At 58.9% G+C, this 18,252-nt stretch carries 16 protein-coding genes; 12 read left to right on the top strand and 4 right to left on the bottom strand.

The window, feature by feature from the left end; all coding sequences use genetic code 11:
- Window positions 1-5: 5 nt before the first annotated feature.
- Complete coding sequence (locus QKB66_RS00630; RefSeq protein WP_248090963.1) at window positions 6-1,640, bottom strand: multicopper oxidase family protein; 1,635 nt, start codon at window positions 1,638-1,640, stop codon at window positions 6-8.
- Between the two features lie 79 nt (window positions 1,641-1,719).
- Here QKB66_RS00630 and QKB66_RS00625 point away from each other — a divergent pair, with 79 nt between their 5' ends.
- From QKB66_RS00625 to ppk2, 9 genes are all read left to right on the top strand, one after another.
- Window positions 1,720-2,964, top strand: a complete 1,245-nt coding sequence (locus QKB66_RS00625) for an MFS transporter (protein ID WP_248090966.1) — start codon at window positions 1,720-1,722, stop codon at window positions 2,962-2,964.
- Between the two features lie 120 nt (window positions 2,965-3,084).
- Window positions 3,085-4,530: a bifunctional UDP-N-acetylglucosamine diphosphorylase/glucosamine-1-phosphate N-acetyltransferase GlmU gene (gene glmU / locus QKB66_RS00620; RefSeq protein ID WP_414252464.1), complete on the top strand. Its 1,446-nt coding sequence runs from the start codon at window positions 3,085-3,087 to the stop codon at window positions 4,528-4,530.
- A gap of 15 nt (window positions 4,531-4,545) precedes the next feature.
- Window positions 4,546-5,520 (top strand): ribose-phosphate diphosphokinase, encoded by a 975-nt coding sequence (locus QKB66_RS00615; protein ID WP_414252463.1) that lies wholly within the window; start codon window positions 4,546-4,548, stop codon window positions 5,518-5,520.
- Between the two features lie 237 nt (window positions 5,521-5,757).
- On the top strand, window positions 5,758-6,000 hold the full coding sequence (locus tag QKB66_RS00610) for a TM2 domain-containing protein (RefSeq protein WP_061921517.1): 243 nt from the start codon (window positions 5,758-5,760) through the stop codon (window positions 5,998-6,000).
- A gap of 480 nt (window positions 6,001-6,480) precedes the next feature.
- The gene (locus tag QKB66_RS00605) at window positions 6,481-7,119 is read left to right on the top strand and encodes a 50S ribosomal protein L25/general stress protein Ctc (RefSeq protein WP_311518419.1); all 639 of its coding nucleotides are present in this window, start codon (window positions 6,481-6,483) and stop codon (window positions 7,117-7,119) included.
- 121 nt (window positions 7,120-7,240) lie between these two features.
- A complete protein-coding gene (pth, locus tag QKB66_RS00600) occupies window positions 7,241-7,780 on the top strand; it encodes an aminoacyl-tRNA hydrolase (protein WP_311518418.1) in 540 nt (179 codons plus the stop codon).
- A gap of 102 nt (window positions 7,781-7,882) precedes the next feature.
- Window positions 7,883-8,953: an HNH endonuclease signature motif containing protein gene (locus QKB66_RS00595; RefSeq protein WP_414252462.1), complete on the top strand. Its 1,071-nt coding sequence runs from the start codon at window positions 7,883-7,885 to the stop codon at window positions 8,951-8,953.
- A gap of 108 nt (window positions 8,954-9,061) precedes the next feature.
- Complete coding sequence (locus tag QKB66_RS00590; RefSeq protein ID WP_414252461.1) at window positions 9,062-9,928, top strand: fumarylacetoacetate hydrolase family protein; 867 nt, start codon at window positions 9,062-9,064, stop codon at window positions 9,926-9,928.
- A 71-nt stretch (window positions 9,929-9,999) separates the two neighbouring features.
- The gene (gene ppk2, locus QKB66_RS00585; RefSeq protein WP_414252460.1) at window positions 10,000-10,905 is read left to right on the top strand and encodes a polyphosphate kinase 2; all 906 of its coding nucleotides are present in this window, start codon (window positions 10,000-10,002) and stop codon (window positions 10,903-10,905) included.
- Window positions 10,906-10,945: 40 nt separating this feature from the next.
- Here the strand turns inward: ppk2 and QKB66_RS00580 are convergent, their stop codons facing one another.
- The 3 genes from QKB66_RS00580 to QKB66_RS00570 all read right to left on the bottom strand — a co-directional run bounded on the left by QKB66_RS00580 (window position 10,946) and on the right by QKB66_RS00570 (window position 14,888).
- Window positions 10,946-12,208 (bottom strand): glycosyltransferase 87 family protein, encoded by a 1,263-nt coding sequence (locus QKB66_RS00580; protein WP_248090991.1) that lies wholly within the window; start codon window positions 12,206-12,208, stop codon window positions 10,946-10,948.
- Window positions 12,209-12,380: 172 nt separating this feature from the next.
- Window positions 12,381-13,859, bottom strand: coding sequence for a glyceraldehyde-3-phosphate dehydrogenase (locus QKB66_RS00575; protein ID WP_179294291.1), 1,479 nt, complete (start codon window positions 13,857-13,859; stop codon window positions 12,381-12,383).
- 36 nt (window positions 13,860-13,895) lie between these two features.
- Complete coding sequence (locus QKB66_RS00570) at window positions 13,896-14,888, bottom strand: nitronate monooxygenase (RefSeq protein WP_414252459.1); 993 nt, start codon at window positions 14,886-14,888, stop codon at window positions 13,896-13,898.
- 65 nt (window positions 14,889-14,953) lie between these two features.
- Between QKB66_RS00570 and pth (QKB66_RS00565) the strand changes: the two genes are divergently transcribed.
- From pth (QKB66_RS00565) to QKB66_RS00555, 3 genes are read left to right on the top strand one after another with little or no spacing between them, the layout of a single operon-like run.
- Window positions 14,954-15,667 carry an aminoacyl-tRNA hydrolase gene (gene pth, locus QKB66_RS00565; RefSeq protein WP_414252458.1) on the top strand — a complete coding sequence of 238 codons (714 nt, stop codon included), beginning with the start codon at window positions 14,954-14,956 and terminating at the stop codon, window positions 15,665-15,667.
- A gap of 38 nt (window positions 15,668-15,705) precedes the next feature.
- Entirely contained in the window at window positions 15,706-16,536 is an 831-nt protein-coding gene (locus QKB66_RS00560; protein WP_414252457.1) for an SDR family NAD(P)-dependent oxidoreductase, read from the top strand.
- Window positions 16,537-16,588: 52 nt separating this feature from the next.
- Window positions 16,589-18,229, top strand: a complete 1,641-nt coding sequence (locus QKB66_RS00555) for a peptide chain release factor 3 (protein ID WP_239240035.1) — start codon at window positions 16,589-16,591, stop codon at window positions 18,227-18,229.
- Window positions 18,230-18,252 lie beyond the last annotated feature (23 nt).

The following is an 18,252-nucleotide window of genomic DNA, read 5'->3' as shown; positions in this document are numbered from 1 at the left end:
AAGCGCTAGGAAGCCTCCGAGCTCGGCGTCGCGTACGGGCTACGGGATGAGTCCACGACTTGCCCAGCATGTGCGCTATGCGACGCCCCAGCAGACTTCTCGAATACAAGCGCCGCCGGCTTGACGCGCACGTCAGGTTTTTCGCCCTTGTTCACCACAACCATCTGGCCCATCATGCCCTTGTCCTCGTGCAGGAGCATGTGGCAGTGGTACATGTACGGAATGGTCTTATCCGGGAAGTAGCCCAACTCCACGAGCAGCTTGGCGGTTGCCTTGGGCGGAAGATTGACGATGTCCTTCCAGCCCATCGTCGGAACCGCGATGTCCTTGCCATCGCCATAGTCATAAGACAAGACCTTGAAACGCGAATTGTGGATGTGGAAGTTGTGCGGCCAATCGCTATTTTCGTTGGTCACAGTCCATACCTCAGGCTTGTCTTCCTCGATCACGGTGTCCACGCGGGCCATGTCCATGGACTCACCGTTAATCATGAAGGTATTGAGCACGAACTCGCGCTCGGTCAGCCCCTCGGCAGACGGGACGTCGGCAGCCGCGGGATCCAAGGTTTGCGGCAGAGCTGGCACTGCAGGCGCATCCTCCCCCGGCGCGGTGATATGCAGGATGTCAAAGCTGTCCTTGAAGCCAAAGTCCGCAGAGTACTCATCTTCGGGGATGCTGAAGTTGTCCTTGCGCGGCACCGACTGCAACACCACGTCCTTGCCGGGCTCCAAGTCCACGAGGACCTCGATGCGCTCGCCTGGTCCGATGAGCAGCTCGTCGACCTCGACGGGGGCGTCGAGAAGCCCAGAGTCAGTGGCGATGACCTTAAACGGCGTCCCATTATCCAGGGCCAGCGTGTAGAAACGCATCGAAGCGCCGTTGAGCAAGCGCAGGCGAACCCGGCGCGTGGTCGCGGCGAAAGAAGCATTCGTGATGCCGTTAACCACAGGAGTAGTGCCCATGAGACCGAGCGTGCCGTCAACCTGGTGATCGAACTGGCCGTCCTCAGTGAACTTCGCATCCATAATGACCACCGGAATGTCATCCACGCCGTACTCAGAAGGAATGTCGAGCTTATCCGATACGTCGTCATCCAAGATAAACATGCCAGCAAGTCCGCGGTAGGCATGGGTTGCCGTGGCCATATGCGGGTGCGGGTGGTACCAGACGGTGGCGGCGGGTTGGGAAATCTCCCACTGTGGCTTCCAGGTCTTGCCCACCTCAATCGGCGAGTGTGGTCCACCATCGGAATAGGCCGGAAGCTTCATTCCATGCCAGTGCACGGTGGTCATTTCCACCAGGTTATTGGTGATTTCCGCGCGGACTTTTTCACCTTTGTGCGCCCGCAGCGTAGGCCCTAGGAAGGCGCCGTTGAATCCCCAAGTGCGGGTGTTGCTATTGCCAGAGATAACCTCCGAATGACCGTCTTGGGCCGTGAGCTTAAAGACCCTTGTACCGCCATCCATCTCACCTTCTAAAAGTGGCGGGATAGGAAGGGGCCGCGGTGCTGCGTCATAGCCCACCGGGGCCGGCTGATCCTTATTTTTCGAATTGGCACAAGCCGTGATGGCCGCACCCGCCGCAGCGGCAGAAGCAGTAAACAAAGCACCTTTGAAAAAGACACGACGCGTAAAATCCATAAATTCCAGAATATTTTAGTTGGATACTAAGCTAAACCTATTTCGGCCAATTCAGGTATTAATCACATACGCTTGATTTATGCCGATCCCAGACCAAGAAGCTCGTCCCGCCCGCCTTTTCGCATCTTCAAACGCCCTACAAGGCATCGGTGACCAATTAGTCTCCGGAAAGACCGTCCTGCCCTGGCTCTTTGCGCAGCTGGGCGTCCCGCACTTTTTTACCGCACTCCTGGTGCCTATCCGAGAGTCTGGCTCCATGCTCCCGCAGGCCGCACTGACCCCGTGGGTAACTTCCCGTCCGACCCGCAAGAAGCTATGGGTGTGGGGCTCGGTCGTTCAAGGCATCAGTGCCCTCGTGATTGCAGGTGCCGCAGCGGTATTTGAAGGTTGGATTCTCGGCACGATAACCATCGCCGCGCTTGCCGTGCTTTCTGTTTTCCGCGCTCTGTGCTCGCTGACGGGAAAAGACGTCCAAGGCCGGACCATTTCTAAAGGCAGCCGCGGTGAGGTTACGGGGCTTGCTGCTCAAGCATCGGGCGCGGTAACCCTACTCGTAGGCCTTGTGCTCGCGTTCTTGGGCCAGCTTCCGCCGCTGGGGCTTGCCGCAGTTCTCGGTGGCGGTGCGCTGAGTTGGTTCGTTGCGGCAGCGATATTCTCCTCCATCGATGAGCCCGTTCCGGATGAAGCAGAAACCGCGGCCGCCAAAAAGAATGCATCCGACGGCCCCCACTGGTGGAGCGATACCTGGAAGCTATATACCTCCGACGAAGATTTCCGCCGCTTTGTTAACGTGCGCGCCCTTTTGCTGGTGACTGCGCTATCAACCACCTTCATCGTCACGCTTTCCCATCAAAGCGGCACCACCGTGCTCAGCGGACTCGCGGGCTTCGTGCTTGCTTCTGGCCTTGCCAACCTGGTGGGTGGAAAGATTTCCGGCATCTGGTCGGATCGCTCTTCCCGATTGGTGATGTCGTGGGCGTCGGTTGCGGCATCGCTGACCCTAATGCTCGTGGTCGCTTGTGCGCATTGGGCGCCAACCTGGGTTTGTGCTTGGGCTTTGCCGCTGGGGTTCTTTTTGGTCAACCTCGCGCACACGGGCATCCGCGTCGCGCGTAAGACTTACATCGTGGACATGGCAGGTGGCGATAAGCGCACCTTTTATGTCGGTGCGGCCAACACGATGATGGGCGCAATCTTGCTTGTTGTAGGCGCAATCTCCGCAGTCATTTCCCTTGCCGGACCTACCGCTGCCCTGCTCTTCTTGGCTGCACTCGGCTTCATCGGAGCTTGGCGCGCCAGGATGCTGCGTGAGGTCTCTGCCTAGTTCGTAGCAAAGCCAGCGCCGAACTGGGGTGCGCATTATCCCCCAATATCTACGTGGGGCGTTAAGATGTGGGACATTACTCCCTAAATAAGACTCGACGACAGGAGAACGAAGAAACTCGTGGCAGATACAACTAAGTGCGCCATTGTTGTTCTAGCAGCGGGCGCTGGCACCCGAATGAAATCCGCAAAGCAAAAGACTTTGCACGAAATCGGCGGCCGCCCGCTCATCGGGCACGCGCTGCATGCTGCGGCTGGTATGCACCCGGAGCACCTCGTCGCCGTCGTCGGCCACCAGCGCGAGCAGGTCTCTCCTGCCATTGAGGCCATCGCCGCAGAACTGGGAACCGAGGTCTCCCAGGCAGTGCAGGAAGAACAAAACGGCACCGGCCACGCAGTGCAGTGCGGTCTCGAGCCACTCCCCGACTTCGATGGCACCGTCATCGTCACCAACGGTGACGTACCCCTTCTTCGCACTGAGACCATCCGCGGGCTTTTCGACGCCCACGTTACCGCCGGCAACGCCGTGACGGTTCTGTCGATGCAGCTTGCTGACCCAACCGGTTATGGCCGCATCGTCCGCGGCGCAGATGGCAATGTCGAAGCCATCGTTGAGCAGAAGGATGCAGCAAGCGAGCAGCTTTCCATCGACGAGGTCAACTCCGGCGTATTCGCTTTCGACGGCGCAATTCTGCGCGACGCCCTCACCAAGCTCGATTCCAACAACGCCCAGGGCGAGCTCTACATCACTGACGTTTTGGAAATCGCCCGCACCGCAGGCCACAACGTCGGCGCGCACATTGCTGCCGACGCCGGCGAGCTGGCAGGCGTCAATGACCGCGTCCAGCTCGCCGCAGCTGGCCGCGAGCTCAACCGCCGCACGGTGGAAGCCGCCATGCGCGGCGGTGCCACCATCGTCGACCCTGCCACCACCTGGATTGGCGTTGACGTCGCCATTGGCTGCGACGTTCTCATCCACCCGGGCACCCAGCTGTGGGGCAAGACCCACATCGCTGATGGCGCGGAAATCGGCCCGGACACCACCCTGACCGATATGCAGGTCGGCGAAGGCGCCAAGGTCATCCGCACCCACGGTTCCGAGTCTGTGATTGGCGCTAACGCCAATGTCGGCCCGTTTACCTTCATCCGCCCGAAGACCGAGCTCGGCGAAGGCGGCAAGCTCGGCGGCTTCGTCGAGGCGAAGAATGCCCAGATCGGGCGCGGTTCCAAGGTGCCGCACCTGACCTACATCGGCGATGCCACCGTGGGCGAGGAATCCAACATCGGCGCCTCCTCCGTATTCGTCAACTACGACGGTGTTAACAAGCATCACACCGTAATCGGCAGCCATGTGCGCACCGGATCTGACACGATGTTTATCGCACCAGTCAATGTCGGTGACGGCGCTTATTCCGGGGCGGGTACAGTTATCAAGGAAGATGTTCCTGCGGGAGCACTCGTGGTCTCCGGTGGCAAGCAGCGCAACATCGAAGGCTGGGTTCAAAAGAAGCGTCCGGGCACTCCGGCAGCAGAAGCTGCCGCCCGCGCACAGGACAACAACAAGTAAGGGGAATTACCGTCCATGACTGGCAAGGTAACCGGCAGCAGCAAGAATATGAAGCTTTTTTCTGGGCGTGCACACCCAGAATTGGCTGAGGCTGTGGCCAAGGAACTGAAGACGGACCTCGTTCCAACCACCGCTCGTGACTTTGCAAACGGTGAGATCTTCATCCGCTTCGAAGAGTCTGTCCGTGGTGCAGACTGCTTCGTGATGCAGTCCCACACCCAGCCGCTGAACAAGTGGCTGGTGGAGCAGCTCATCATGATCGATGCGCTCAAGCGCGGCTCTGCCAAGCGCATCACCGCTATCCTGCCGTTCTACCCATACGCACGTCAGGATAAGAAGCACCGCGGCCGCGAGCCGATCTCCGCTCGCCTGGTTGCAGATCTACTGCAGGCTGCCGGCGCTGACCGCATCGTTTCTGTTGACCTGCACACTGACCAGATCCAGGGCTTCTTCGACGGCCCGGTCGATCACATGCACGCAATGCCGATCCTGGTTGACTACATCAAGTCCAAGTATCCCTTGGACAACCTCGCAGTGGTCTCCCCGGATGCTGGCCGCGTCAAGGTCGCTGAGAAATGGGCACACGAGCTAGGCGACGCCCCACTGTCCTTCGTTCACAAGACTCGTTCCACCGAGGTTGCAAACGAAACCGTCTCCAACCGCGTTGTCGGTGAGGTCGAGGGCAAGGACTGCATCCTTCTGGATGACATGATCGATACCGGCGGAACCATCGCTGGCGCAGTTCGCGTGCTGAAGGAAGCAGGCGCGAAGTCCGTCGTCATCGCTTGTACCCACGGCGTCTTCTCCAATCCGGCACGTGAGCGCCTGTCCGAGTGCGGCGCTGAGGAAGTCATCACCACCGATACCCTTCCGCAGTCCACCGAGGGCTGGTCCAACCTGACCGTTCTTTCGATTGCTCCGTTGCTGGCTCGTACCATCCACGAGATTTTCGAAAACGGCTCCGTAACCACGCTCTTCGAGTCAAACTAAGCGCTTAAAAAGCAGCACGTAAAAGGACCGTCCAGCACACGGCTGGGCGGTCTTTTCATTTCCCCCCAAAAACAGAAATGAACTTGACTAATATTTACTCGGAGGCTTGACGAGGCGCTTTCCTTGGGTTTTCCCTGCCTTGCGCTAGACGCCACATAAGATGCAGCCATCATGAACCTGTGCTACGACTTGCACGTCGGCAACGGATACCGCACCACAATGAAAGGACATAATGATATGACCTACAATGCGAACTATTTCTCCGGAGAAAGCAAATACAGCAAAGGTGTCGCAGCTGTGCTGTGCGTCCTTGGTCTCTTCCTTGTGGCTGGTCTTCACCGCATATATGTGGGAAAGATCGGAACTGGTCTGCTCTGGCTCTTCACAGGGGGACTCTTCTTAGTGGGAACCATCGTGGATCTCATCATGATCGCCTCAGGGGAATTCAAAGACAAGAGCGGATACAAGCTACTCTCCTAAACAGAACACAAGGAACCTCCGCCTGAATTGATCCAGGTGGAGGTTCCTTGTGTTGTTGTTCTGCTTGTTACATCTTAAGGTATTTCCGCCTGCGCAATTGGACAGCCTGCATGAGCTTCTCTCCATGAAGAGCTGGTGGGATAGCGTCGATAGCCTCGCTAAGGTGGTAGGCAGCGCGCTTAGCGAGGCCGATGATTCCAATGACTTTTCGGCCGAGGACTACGAAGCTGACGAAGGCTAGGGAGTTGTCGGCGAAGAAGAGCAGAAGTAACTTGCCTGCTCTCGGCGCTGCGTGTTAGTATTCTCGCTGTCTCGGCGAGGGCTGCCCAGAATTGGAAAGCCGTTATCGACGCGATTAGAAGTTATTTCACACGTTTTAAGCCTGCGATGACTCGACCAAGACGACCATCGGCAGGCTTTCGCCGTTTTCGAACTCGCTAAAGTCTCGCCGCACCAATCTTTGACACTAGGAGTTTTACTATGGCAAACACCCGCCCAGTATTGAAGGCAGAAGTACGTAACGAGTTCGGCAAGGGCTTCGCTCGCCGCCTGCGCGTTGCTGGCAAGGTCCCAGGCGTTGTCTACGGCCACGGCGTTGACGTTCTGCACTTCGCTGTTGACCGTCTCGAGCTGACTGCACTGGTTCGCGCACACGGCGTCAACGCTGTTTTCGAGCTCGAGCTCGAGGGCGAGCAGCACCTCGTCATGGTCAAGCACGTTGACCAGAACGTTCTGACCCTGGACATCGACCACGTCGACCTGCTTTCCATCAAGCGCGGCGAGAAGGTTGAGGTTGAGGTTCCGGTTGTTCTCGAGGGCGAGAGCGCACCGGGCACCATGTCCGTTCAGGATGCTGACGTCCTCCTCGTTGAGGCAGACGTTCTGAACATCCCAGAGGAGATCTCCGTTTCCATCGAGGGCCTCGAGGACGGCGCTGTCGTCACCGCTGGCGACGTCACCCTGCCAGAAGGCACCACCCTGGTTGCAGATGCAGAGACCGTCATCGCTTCCATCTCCCTGCCTGAGGTTGACGAAGAGCTCGAGGCAGCCGCTGAGGCTGCTGAGGAAGGCGGCGCTGAGGCTGGCGCTGAGTCCGCTGAGGAAGAATCCGCAGAGTAATTCAGAGTTTCACGCTCTTTTTACGCACATTCGCCCGCACTGGCCATCGTGGCCGGCGCGGGCGTTTGCCCGTTTTCACACCAAGAGCCGCTCTTTCGCACCGGCATGAGACAATGACTTAGTGACTGATTATCTCATCGTCGGCCTGGGCAACCCGGGCCCCAAATATGCCGGAACCCGCCACAACATCGGTTTCGATGTTGTCGATGAATTAGCTAATGACAACTTCACCAGCTTTTCAGTACATAAGAAGACCAACACCGAAGTTGCCGAAGTTCGCCTTGGCTCGACCAAGTTATTCCTTGCCAAACCGCGTTCTTTCATGAACCTCTCTGGTGGCCCTATCAAGGCACTCCTCCAGTACTTTTCGCTATCCCCTGCAAACCTCATCGTGGTCCATGATGAGCTGGAGCTGGAATTCGGCGTCGTCAAGCACCGCGTCGGTGGTGGCGACCACGGGCACAATGGTCTGCGCTCCACTACCAAGTCTCTGGGTACCAAGGATTATCAGCGGCTTTCCATAGGCATCGGACGCCCGCCTGGTCGAATGGATCCCGCAAGCTTCGTGCTTAAACCGTGGGCAAAGAAAGAGCAAGCGGACATCCCCATCATCTGCGCAGACGCAGCGCAAGAAATCACCCGCATCGCGTCCGCGAGTTAGCTGTGCTTGCCGACGCCGCTCCAGTTGCGGGGTGGCATAAGCTGCTTTAGGGTCTGGGCTATGACAGTTTTGGGGGAACTGGCCAGCACGTTAAGTCGGGGCATGGATATTGTCGAAGAAGCCGTAGGCAAGACAGCGAGTGAAATCGCTAGTCTCGGGGTGCCCGATGCTCTGGCAATAGACCTTGCAGCCCTCGCTGAGCCTTTCGCGCCCAGGAACTCTTTTCAGCGCTTGCGTCGCGAAACCATGGAACGCGGGCGTGCGCACTCCCTTACTACGCTCCTTGCGGTGGAAAAGCAGGCCCGCAAGCTGCGCACGGAGGCCGAACGGTGGCGCGTGCGCCATACGGCTTTGGCCACGGCCGGTGATACGAGAGTCGTCGAGAAGAAGGCCCGCGAATTGGTTGCTGCGCGCTCGCCTCGCCGCGAACGCAAGCCTGGGATACGCCTGGCCCAGCATCCCGATGGTCAAGCTACCCTGACTATTTGCGGCCCCTCCGCCGACCTCACCGATATGCGCGACAGCCTTGACTGCAGCAGCGCTGAATCTGCACTCGCAGGGCTAAAGCAACGCTGGTTCGGCGAAGGAAACCCTAGTCAGCCAACAATTTCTGTCATGTTGGTGACAAACATGGAAAACTACGCGCGGGCCTTGGAAGGCCACGAAGTCTGGTTCCAATTAAGCAATGGCGCGCTCATCTCCTCAACTGAACTGGCTACCCGGAACATCCTTGATCACGGCTTCCACGTACTCATGCATCCTGTGCATGGGCCTGTGAACCTACACCGCGTCTCGCGTTTTGCCTCCACCAAGCAGCGGCTTATGGCTACTGCGGAAAACCCGCGCTGTGCCTGGCTCGGCTGCAAAAAGGGCGCGAACGATTGCCAAGTCCACCATCTAAAGGCCTGGCGCCATGGCGGCGAAACATCCGCGGAAAACCTCACCATGGCCTGCCAGTATCACAATGCCGTCAATGACGACGAGACCGCCGGTGGACGCGGATGGCTCGAGCGGCATGGCACAGTCTATTGGGTTCCGCCCAGCGGCTGGTACATCCCACCTTGGACGGATAAATCTCCGCCGCCGCTTAACTCGCCGCTGCCGGATTGGTTAGAAGAAGAACGCACCTACCTCGACGAAGAGCTGAGCAGTTTCTCAGAACACGCTACTTAGCTCGCGAAGCAAGTTGTCTAGCCCGCCCACGGGCCAGATTCGCATGCCTTAAAACTTCTCCCCGGCTTGTGCGCCACGCTGCCTGCAACTCCGCGTAGAATTTCCGACATGAAACTTGCCACCTTGCGAACTCAGTTTGGCACCACTGCGATCCGCATCGACGGCCCCGGCGTGGGCGTGGAGCTCGACTTTGACGACGTCGGCCAGCTCCTGCAGGCTGAGGATTGGTGCAAGTCCGCGCAACTTTCTGGCGAGCCGATTGCTTTCCGCGAACAGGACTTAGCGCCCGTCATCCCGACGCCGTCGAAGATTATCTGCGTGGGCGTCAATTACGCCAAACATGCGCGTGAGATGGGTCGTGAGCTGCCTGAGCAGCCTACCTTGTTCATTAAGTTTCCGGAGGCGCTCACCGGCCCCTACGACGATATCTATGTCCCCGACTGGGCCACGAGCAAGCTCGACTATGAGGGCGAACTCGCCGTGGTTATCGGCTCTCGTGCGCACAATGTTGCGATGGCAGACGCGCTCGAACACGCCGCAGGCTACGCCGTGATGAATGACTACACGCTGCGGGATTTCCAGCGGCGTACCACTCAATTCCATGCCGGCAAATCTTTCTACCGCACTGCTGGATTCGGTCCATGGCTGACCACTTCTGATGAGTGGGCGCCCGGCGGCAACGCGCGCATTACCACCACCGTTGATGGCGAGGTGCGCCAGGCAGATAACACCGATGACCTGATTTTCTCCGTCGCGGAGCTCATCGCGTTCTGCTCAAAGCTGTACCCGCTTAACCCCGGCGATGTCATCGTGACCGGCACGCCCGAGGGCGTGGGATTTGCGCGTAAGCCACAGGCCTTTATTCAGGACGGCCAAACCGTCCGCATTGAGGTCGAAGGCTTGGGCGCTATCGAAAACACCACGCACTACGGCGAAGCGCCTTCTGCCTGCGGGCCCGAGTGCACGTGTGGCTAATTACTATGCTTGTGCATAATTGCCCTGGACTTATTGCAAATCTTCGCAGCTAGCGGGCTAAAATTAAATACATGAGCAAGAAATCCAAAACCGCCCCTGCCAAGCTCGATAAGGAAGCTTACGAGGAAGAACTCAAGCGCCTGCAGGCCGAACTCGTCGAGATGCAGCAGTGGGTTGTAGAAACCGGTGCCCGCATCGTCATTATCATGGAAGGTCGCGACGCTGCAGGTAAGGGCTCTGCCATCAAGCGCATCACCCAGTACCTCAACCCCCGCACCTGCCGCATCGAAGCTCTGCCTAAACCCACCGACCGTGAGGCCGGCCAGTGGTACTTCCAGCGCTACATCGAAAAGCTTCCGACCGCGGGCGAAATAGTCATTTTTGACCGCTCCTGGTACAACCGCGCCGGTGTCGAGCGAGTCATGGGCTTTTGCTCCCAACAAGAATATGTCCGCTTCCTGCACCAGGCGCCCCAGCTCGAAAGCATGCTCGTTGAAGACGGCATTATTCTGCTGAAGTACTGGTTCTCCGTCTCTGACGAGGAGCAGATCGCGCGCTTTAAGTCCCGCCGCAACGATCCGCTGCGTCGCTGGAAGCTCTCTCCCATGGATCTGCAGTCCATCACCCGCTGGGAGGACTACTCCCGTGCAAAGGACGAGATGTTCGTCCACACCGATACCCCGAACGCTCCGTGGTACACCGTTGAATCTGAAGACAAGAAACGCTCTCGTATCAACGTCATCAACCGCATCCTAAAGACGGTTCCGTATCAGCACGTCGAGCAGGTGGTTCCGGAGATTCCGGAGCGCCCGGCTGAAAGCGGCGAGGAATACCAGCGTCCGCCGCGCGATGAGTTCGCCTACGTCCCCGATGTGGCCGCCGAACTTGAGCGCGACAAGGTTGCTGCACACAAGTCCGAAAGCAAAAAGCACAAGGGCAAGAAGAAAAAGAAGACCGGGAAGCACAAGGCAGACTAGTAGTCATCCCACCAACTGCTGAGCCTTGCCGCCCCGCCCGCTAAGAATTAACCCGCGGCCGCGGGGCGCGCACGGCAAGCACGAGGTATGCCACTGCGATGAGGACGAAGTCTGCTGCGCATATCGCTGCCCACCACTGCGTGGTATCCAAACCATCAACGAACCAGTGCGGCCCAATGAAGGTAAGCAGCATCGTCGCAATCGACACGAGTGTAGCGCCCGGCACCCCACCGCGGGCCCAGCGCACGAGCTGCGGGAGTAGCAGCACCGGCAGCCAGACCCAGTGGTGTGACCAGCTCACCGGGGAGATCAGAAGCGCCACGAGGGAGTTGAGTCCCAGCAGCGCCACCATGTCACCGCGGTGTCGCCACATGGTCACCGCGATGACGCAGAAGGCCACCAGCGACGCGCCTACCCACAGGCCGTGGCCCTCCCCTGGCCCGAGGGCGCGCTCAACGACGCCGCGGAGGGATTGATTGCCCACGAAATCGATTCCACCGATCCGGGTCGGATCGCCCAAGGTTTGCGTCCAGTATTCGCGGGAGTCAGCCGGCAAGACGAGTGCCGCCAACAGCGTCGCTGCAATTCCGGTCGCTACGGACATCGCCGCAGCCTTAAATTGCCGGGTGATAAGGAAATACAGGCCAAATACCGCAGGGGTAAGCTTGATGGCCGCCGCAAGCCCCACGCCCCACCCACGGAGGCTGCGGCGACCGAAGACATCGGCGAACACGAGAAACATCAGCACGATGTTGATCTGGCCAAACATGAGGGTCTGCCGCACGGGTTCTGTCACCAATGCCAACGCAAGCAGCCCGGTGCTCAGCCACCCTTTGCTGCCACCGAGATACTCAGCAAGACCCAGCGTGTCCACGATACGGTGAATGCACCACCAGAGCGCCGCGGTTGATACTGCGAGCATGGTAACCGCTGCGACCGAGTGCGGCAGAAGCGACAACGGGGCAAAAAGCATTGCGGCCAACGGCGGATATGTAAAAGGCAAATGCGCCCCACGCACATCGAAGCCGTCTTCATAGAGCGACTGGCCTGTCAGCACCGCGCGACCGCCTGCAGCGTAGACATCAAGATCGATGTAATACCGGAGGTGAAAACCTCGTAATACTGATGGTGCCAGCGCCGCGCACAACGCAATAATAATGACAAGCCTTCCCCAAGGCGTACCGATCAGCCATCGCCCGGCGTTTATCCACCGAGACGCAGTAGATTGATTGCTACCAGCATCTTCAGCTATTTCAGCGCTTTGGGCACGGTGTGGCTGCGAATGCTTGGGATTAGATTTCACATCGAAACATCCTAAAACTCAGCCGTGGATACACATAGTCGAACAACCCACTCAGGGGTACGTGCGCTTAGCATTACAACCCGTCCCCATGCCTGCCTAAACAAAGACCCCTGGAGCCACACCGAAAATGTGGCCCCAGGGGGTGGGTAGCGCTTAAGCTGCGCGAAGAGGCTTAGAGCTCGTGCGCCTCAACGCGAGCCGGGAATACGCGAGGACGTGCGCCTGCGATGTCCTCGACGATGCGAATTACCTGGTTGGAGTAGCCGAACTCGTTGTCGTACCAGACATAGAGAACCAGGTGCTTGCCGGAAGCGATGGTTGCCAGGCCGTCGACAATGCCGGCGTGGGTGGAGCCGACGAAGTCAGAGGAGACAACCTCCGGAGAAGCAATGTAGGAAATCTGCTGGCGCAGGTCAGAGTGCAGGGAGACGTTGCGCAGGAAGTCGTTGACCTCATCGCGCTCGACTTCCTTCTCCAGCTCCAGGTTCAGCACTGCCATGGAAACGTCCGGGGTAGGAACGCGGATAGCGTTACCGGTCAGCTTGCCCTCAAACTCCGGAACAGCCTTGGAGACTGCCTTCGCAGCACCGGTCTCGGTGAGAACCATGTTGAGACCAGCTGCGCGGCCACGACGGTCACCCTTGTGGAAGTTATCAATCAGGTTCTGGTCATTGGTAAAGGAGTGAGCGGTCTCCACGTGGCCGTGGACAACGCCGTAACGATCATTGATGACCTTGAGAACAGGGGTGATGCCGTTGGTGGTGCAGGATGCGGCAGACAGGATCTTGTCAGAATCCTCGATGGTGTCATCGTTGATGCCGTAGACGATGTTCTTCAGATCGCCCTTGCCCGGTGCGGTCAGCAGCACGCGGTCGATGCCCTTGGACTGCAGGTGCTGCTCCAGGCCAGCGCGGTCACGCCATACGCCGGTGTTATCAACCAGGATGGCATTGTTGATGCCGTAAGCGGTGTAGTCGATATCAGCCGGGTCGTTGGCGTAGATCATCTGAATCTTGGTGCCGTTTGCCCAGATAACGTCATTTTCTTCATCCACAGCGATGGTGCCGTTGAAAGCACCATGAACGGAGTCGCGGCGCAGCAAGGAGGCACGCTTGAAGATATCGCCGTCGCCTTTCTTGCGGGCAACGATGGCGCGCAGACGGACGCCGCCGTATGCAGCCTCACGAGCGATCAGGATGCGGGCCAGAAGACGGCCGATGCGGCCAAAGCCGTAGAGCACAACGTCGGTGCATTCCTTATCAACAGCAGCGCCAACCAGGTCGCAGAGTTCCTGCTCCAGGTAGTCGCGCAGGTTGTTGGCGTCAGACTCAGAGTAGCCAGAAGCCAGGCGGCCCAGGTCGATGGAGGCAGAGCCCAGGTTCATGTCGCACAGTTCCTTCAGGATAGGAAGGGTCTCTGCGGTGGAAAGTTCGCGCTTTGCAATACGGCGTGCGTAGCGGTGCGCCTTCATGATGTCGATGTCCGTTACGCCATTCAAGTTGCGGCCGTAGATAGTGGCAACAACGTTGTTGGTGCGGTGCAGTTGGTGGATCAGCGGGATCATTTCCTGAGCAAGCTCAAGGCGCTCGTTCCAGTCAGCGTGTCCAACCTGTGCGTTCGCAGTCACGTGTTCTTTTCCTTTACTCGTCATGGGGGTAAACCAACATTCAACCGTAAATATTAACTCCTAGTGTTGCCCGTTTTGGCATAGACGCCACAGGATTTCCGCCACACTACCCCCGTTTATTTTCTCCACCTGCTCCCCCACCAGGCAATAGACCACTGCAGCATCCTTTTCTTGGCGGCGTGGTTTCAAAATCGGATTCAAGAAGGGGTACATCGGGGGCAATTTTGGGTGGGCCCGAGTGAACTCAGTTTCCAGCCCGCGGGCAAAGCGGCCGGAAAACGCACGAGTGGATACGCTTTTGCCACCGCCTGCGAGAAGCTCGCGATTAAAGGCGCTGGTTCCAGCCTCCTCAGCCAGCAAGAAGGCCGAACCACAGCTGACCGCTTCAACGCCTGGCCATGAAAGGGCTCGCGCAACGTCTTCGGCTGTACGCAGTCCACCTGCGACAATCAGAGGAAGAGGGGCGTCGCTAAGCGCGGCGTAAACTGCCGCCACCAGCTCCGGCAGCGGGCGCCAATCCGGCTCCGCTTCGGCATCCCAGACCCCGCGGTGCCCGCCAGCCTCAGGACCCTGCACACACAACGCATCTACCCCAGCTTTTGCAGCAGCGATAGCTTCTTCCGGCGAAGTAACCGTGGTCCAAGCCTCCGCTCCCGCAGCGTGGATACGGCTAATCTCGCCAGGACTAAAGGTACCGAACATGGACCACAGCACCGCCGCGCCGCCATCTAGCGCTAGCTGGAGCTTGTCCTCCCATCCGTTGGAATAGTCGACGCTAGGAACCTCCACGCCTTCTGATTCCGCCATAGCGCGCACCGCCGCCATCGAGTCTTCACCCAGCGGCTTCTGCGGGCAGAAAAGATTGACCCCAAAATGCTCCCCCTCGCAGGCCGCAATCTGTTCCCGCGCCGCTTCGAGGGAAGCAGTCCCCAGTGCCAAAGCACCAAAGGAGCCGGCTGCCGATGCCGCCAGAACGCTGCGCGGGGTCGTGGGTCCCCCAGCCATGGGGGCGGGAAGTACTCTGGTCTTTAAGCTTTCAAGTAGTGCGCTCATCTCGCCCATGCTAGGCAAAGGATGCGCGCAAGCTATTCTTTACTCCCCACATTAAGGTGTGTTCTATGTCTTCCCTCGGCGCAACCATCAAGGAATTTTTGCAGCAGCTTCGCTCTTCGGCGGGTTCTAAAGCAAGTACTGTGAAGAAGGGGCTTCACCGGAACACAGCACGCCAGAAGCAGGCTCCCCTGCTGGAAGTTTCTGACCTTTCAGGCCAATGGCTCGTGGTGGGCCTTGGCAACCCCGGCGCGCAGTACGCCGCGACGCGCCACAACGTGGGCTACATGGCAGTCGATGACCTTTTAGCCGATTCCGGAGATATCCTGCAGCCGGTTAAGGACCATAAATTGTCCGCGGCGCAGGTAATGGTGGGCGATATTGCCGTAGTCGTTGCCCGTTGCGCAACTTTTATGAACTTGTCTGGTGACCCGATCGCTCCCTTCGCAGAGGAATTACAGATTCCAGCGGAGCGCATCATCGTAATTCATGATGAGCTCGATTTGCCAGCGCATAAGATTCGCATCAAGGTAGGCGGCAATGAAAACGGCCACAACGGGTTGAAGTCCTTGAGCGAACGCTTGGGAACCCGCGAGTACCCTCGCATTCGCATCGGTATTGCCCGCCCGCCGAAGGGCACATCCATTCCGGATTATGTCCTGGGGCCGGTGGATTCCGGTACTGGTTTCGACGCCGCAATCGCCAAGGCTGCCGACGCCGTGGGGCTCATCGTTTCCCGCGGCATTCAATTCGCGCAGAATGAGATTCATTCCCGCAAGTAACCCACCAGAGAAAGCTCATAGCCCCTAAGCTTAAATTCATGAGCCACGACCCACAAACCATCGTCATCACTGGTGCCTCTGACGGCATCGGCGCTGCAGCAGCCCGCGTGCTCCACGCCCAACGCCCGCAGGATCGCCTGGTGCTGGTTGGCCGTAATCCCGAAAAGACCAAGGCTGTGGCAGAAAGCGTGGGGGCTTCCTTCCACCTGGCGGACTTTGAGTCTTTGGGCCAGGTGCGCCGCTTGGCAGAAGAATTAGGTGAGCTCGAGGAGATTCACGCGTTGGGAAACAATGCAGGCGGGATCTTCGATGGCCCCTTCACCACGGCAGATGGATTTGAACGCACGTGGCAGGTTAACGTGGTGGCGCCTTTCCTGCTGACTTCCTTGCTGCGGGAGAAGCTGCGCAAAACGGATGCCACCATCGTGCAAACCGCTTCGGTGGCTAACTTCTTGATGTCTGCATTCGATCCGGGCGATCCAAATACCTTCCAGAAGTTCACCGCAGAGCGTGCCTACGGCAACGCCAAGCTGGGCGATATTTTGCTTACGCAGTATCTCCACGCTCATGGGATGACTTCCGTGGCCTTCCACCCCGGCGTCTTGGCAACCAACTTTGCGCTGTCATCGCAGACCCGCACGAGCAAGTTCTACACCGGCGCAATCTCCAAGTACTTTGGAAAAGCCCAGGCCGGCGGCGAGAGCCTTGCTTATTACCTCACTGGCACGCCGGGCATGCACTTTGAGTCTGGCCAGTATTTCAACAGCAAGCGCAAGCCGGGCATGCGTCGACCGATGGCCAAGAAGGCAAGCGTTGCTCGCCGCATCTTCGATGACTTGGGCGAGCAACTTGGCGTGGACTGGAATTAATCGCTGCGGCGCGATTCCAGCACTTTAGGTCAAGACCGCTAAACTTACGCGCATGAGTATTGCCTCCGAAGCCACCCGCCGTCGTACATTTGCCGTCATCGCCCACCCGGACGCCGGTAAATCCACCCTTACGGAGGCGCTGGCGTTGCATGCGCACATCATTAATGAAGCAGGTGCCGTGCACGGCAAGGGAAACCGTAAAGCCACGGTCTCTGACTGGATGGAGATGGAAAAGGACCGCGGTATCTCCGTAGCTTCTTCTGCCCTCCAGTTCGAGTACGCCCCGGAGGGCCATACGGGTGAGCCTTACATGATCAACCTGGTCGATACCCCGGGCCACGCGGACTTCTCGGAGGATACCTATCGCGTTCTTACTGCGGTTGATGCCGCAGTCATGCTTATCGACGCCGCGAAGGGCCTGGAGCCACAGACCCTCAAGCTCTTCCGTGTGTGCAAGGCCCGCGGTTTGCCGATTGTTACGGTTATCAATAAGTGGGACCGTGTCGGCCGCGAACCGCTGGAGCTCGTGGACGAGATCGTCAACGAGATTCAGCTACAGCCCACCCCGCTGTACTGGCCGGTCGGCATCGCTGGTGACTTCCGTGGCTTGGCGCACATCAATGAAGACGGCGAGGCGGATAACTACATCCACTTCATCCGTACTGCGGGTGGCTCGACCATCGCACCAGAGGAGCATTACGATCCGAGCGGCGCTGAGGCCAAAGAAGGTGATGCCTGGGAGACCGCCGTCGAGGAGGCAGAGCTACTGGCTGCCGACGGCGCGCTGCATGACCAGGAGCTATTCGAGCAGTGCGTTACTTCCCCGCTGATCTTTGCCTCCGCAATGTTGAACTTCGGCGTGCACCAGATTCTCGATACCTTGTGCGCCATCGCCCCGGCCCCGCGCTCGCGCGATTCCGATCCGAAGGCAATCGAGGCGTCCGGCGGCGCCAACGCAGCCATCGACGAGGTCCGCGAGGTCACCGATGACTTCGCTGGCGTCATCTTCAAAGTGCAGGCGGGCATGGACCGCAAGCACCGCGATAACTTGGCATTCATGCGCGTCGTCTCCGGCGAGTTCGACCGCGGCATGCAGGTCACCCACGCCCAATCCGGCCGCAGCTTCTCTACCAAGTACGCGCTGACTGTCTTCGGCCGCACGCGCGACACCATCGACACCGCCTACCCGGGCGACATCGTGGGCCTCGTCAACGCCGGTTCCCTGGCACCTGGCGATACCATCTACTCTGGCAAGAAGGTGCAGTTCAAGCCGATGCCGCAGTTCGCACCGGAGGCATTCCGCATTCTGCGTGCGAAGTCTTTGGGCGATTACAAGGCCTTCCGTAAGGGCTTGGATCAGTTGGCTGCTGAGGGCGTCGTCCAGATCCTGCGCAATGAGGCCCGTGGCGACGCCGCACCTGTCATGGCTGCGGTGGGTCCCATGCAGTTCGAGGTCATGCAGGCGCGCATGGAAGTGGAATACAACGTGGAAACCGTCACGGAGCCCATCCCGTATTCCGTTGCCCGTCGCACCGACGCCGAGTCCGCCTCTGAGCTCGGCCGCCAGCGCGGCGTGGAAATCTTTACCCGCACTGACGGCGAACTAATCGCCCTCTTCGGCGATAAGTGGAAGCTAGCTTTCATTGAGAAGGAGCACCCGGAGCTGACCATGGAGCCACTCGTCGCAGACTAGCTCTTCCCTCAGCGTAGATGTCA

This window comes from Corynebacterium sp. c25Ua_89 (assembly GCF_047459735.1).
In the GTDB taxonomy this organism is placed as follows: domain Bacteria; phylum Actinomycetota; class Actinomycetes; order Mycobacteriales; family Mycobacteriaceae; genus Corynebacterium; species Corynebacterium simulans.
Note: the sequence above shows the minus strand (reverse complement) of the source record. Positions and strands in the feature narration are given on the sequence as shown.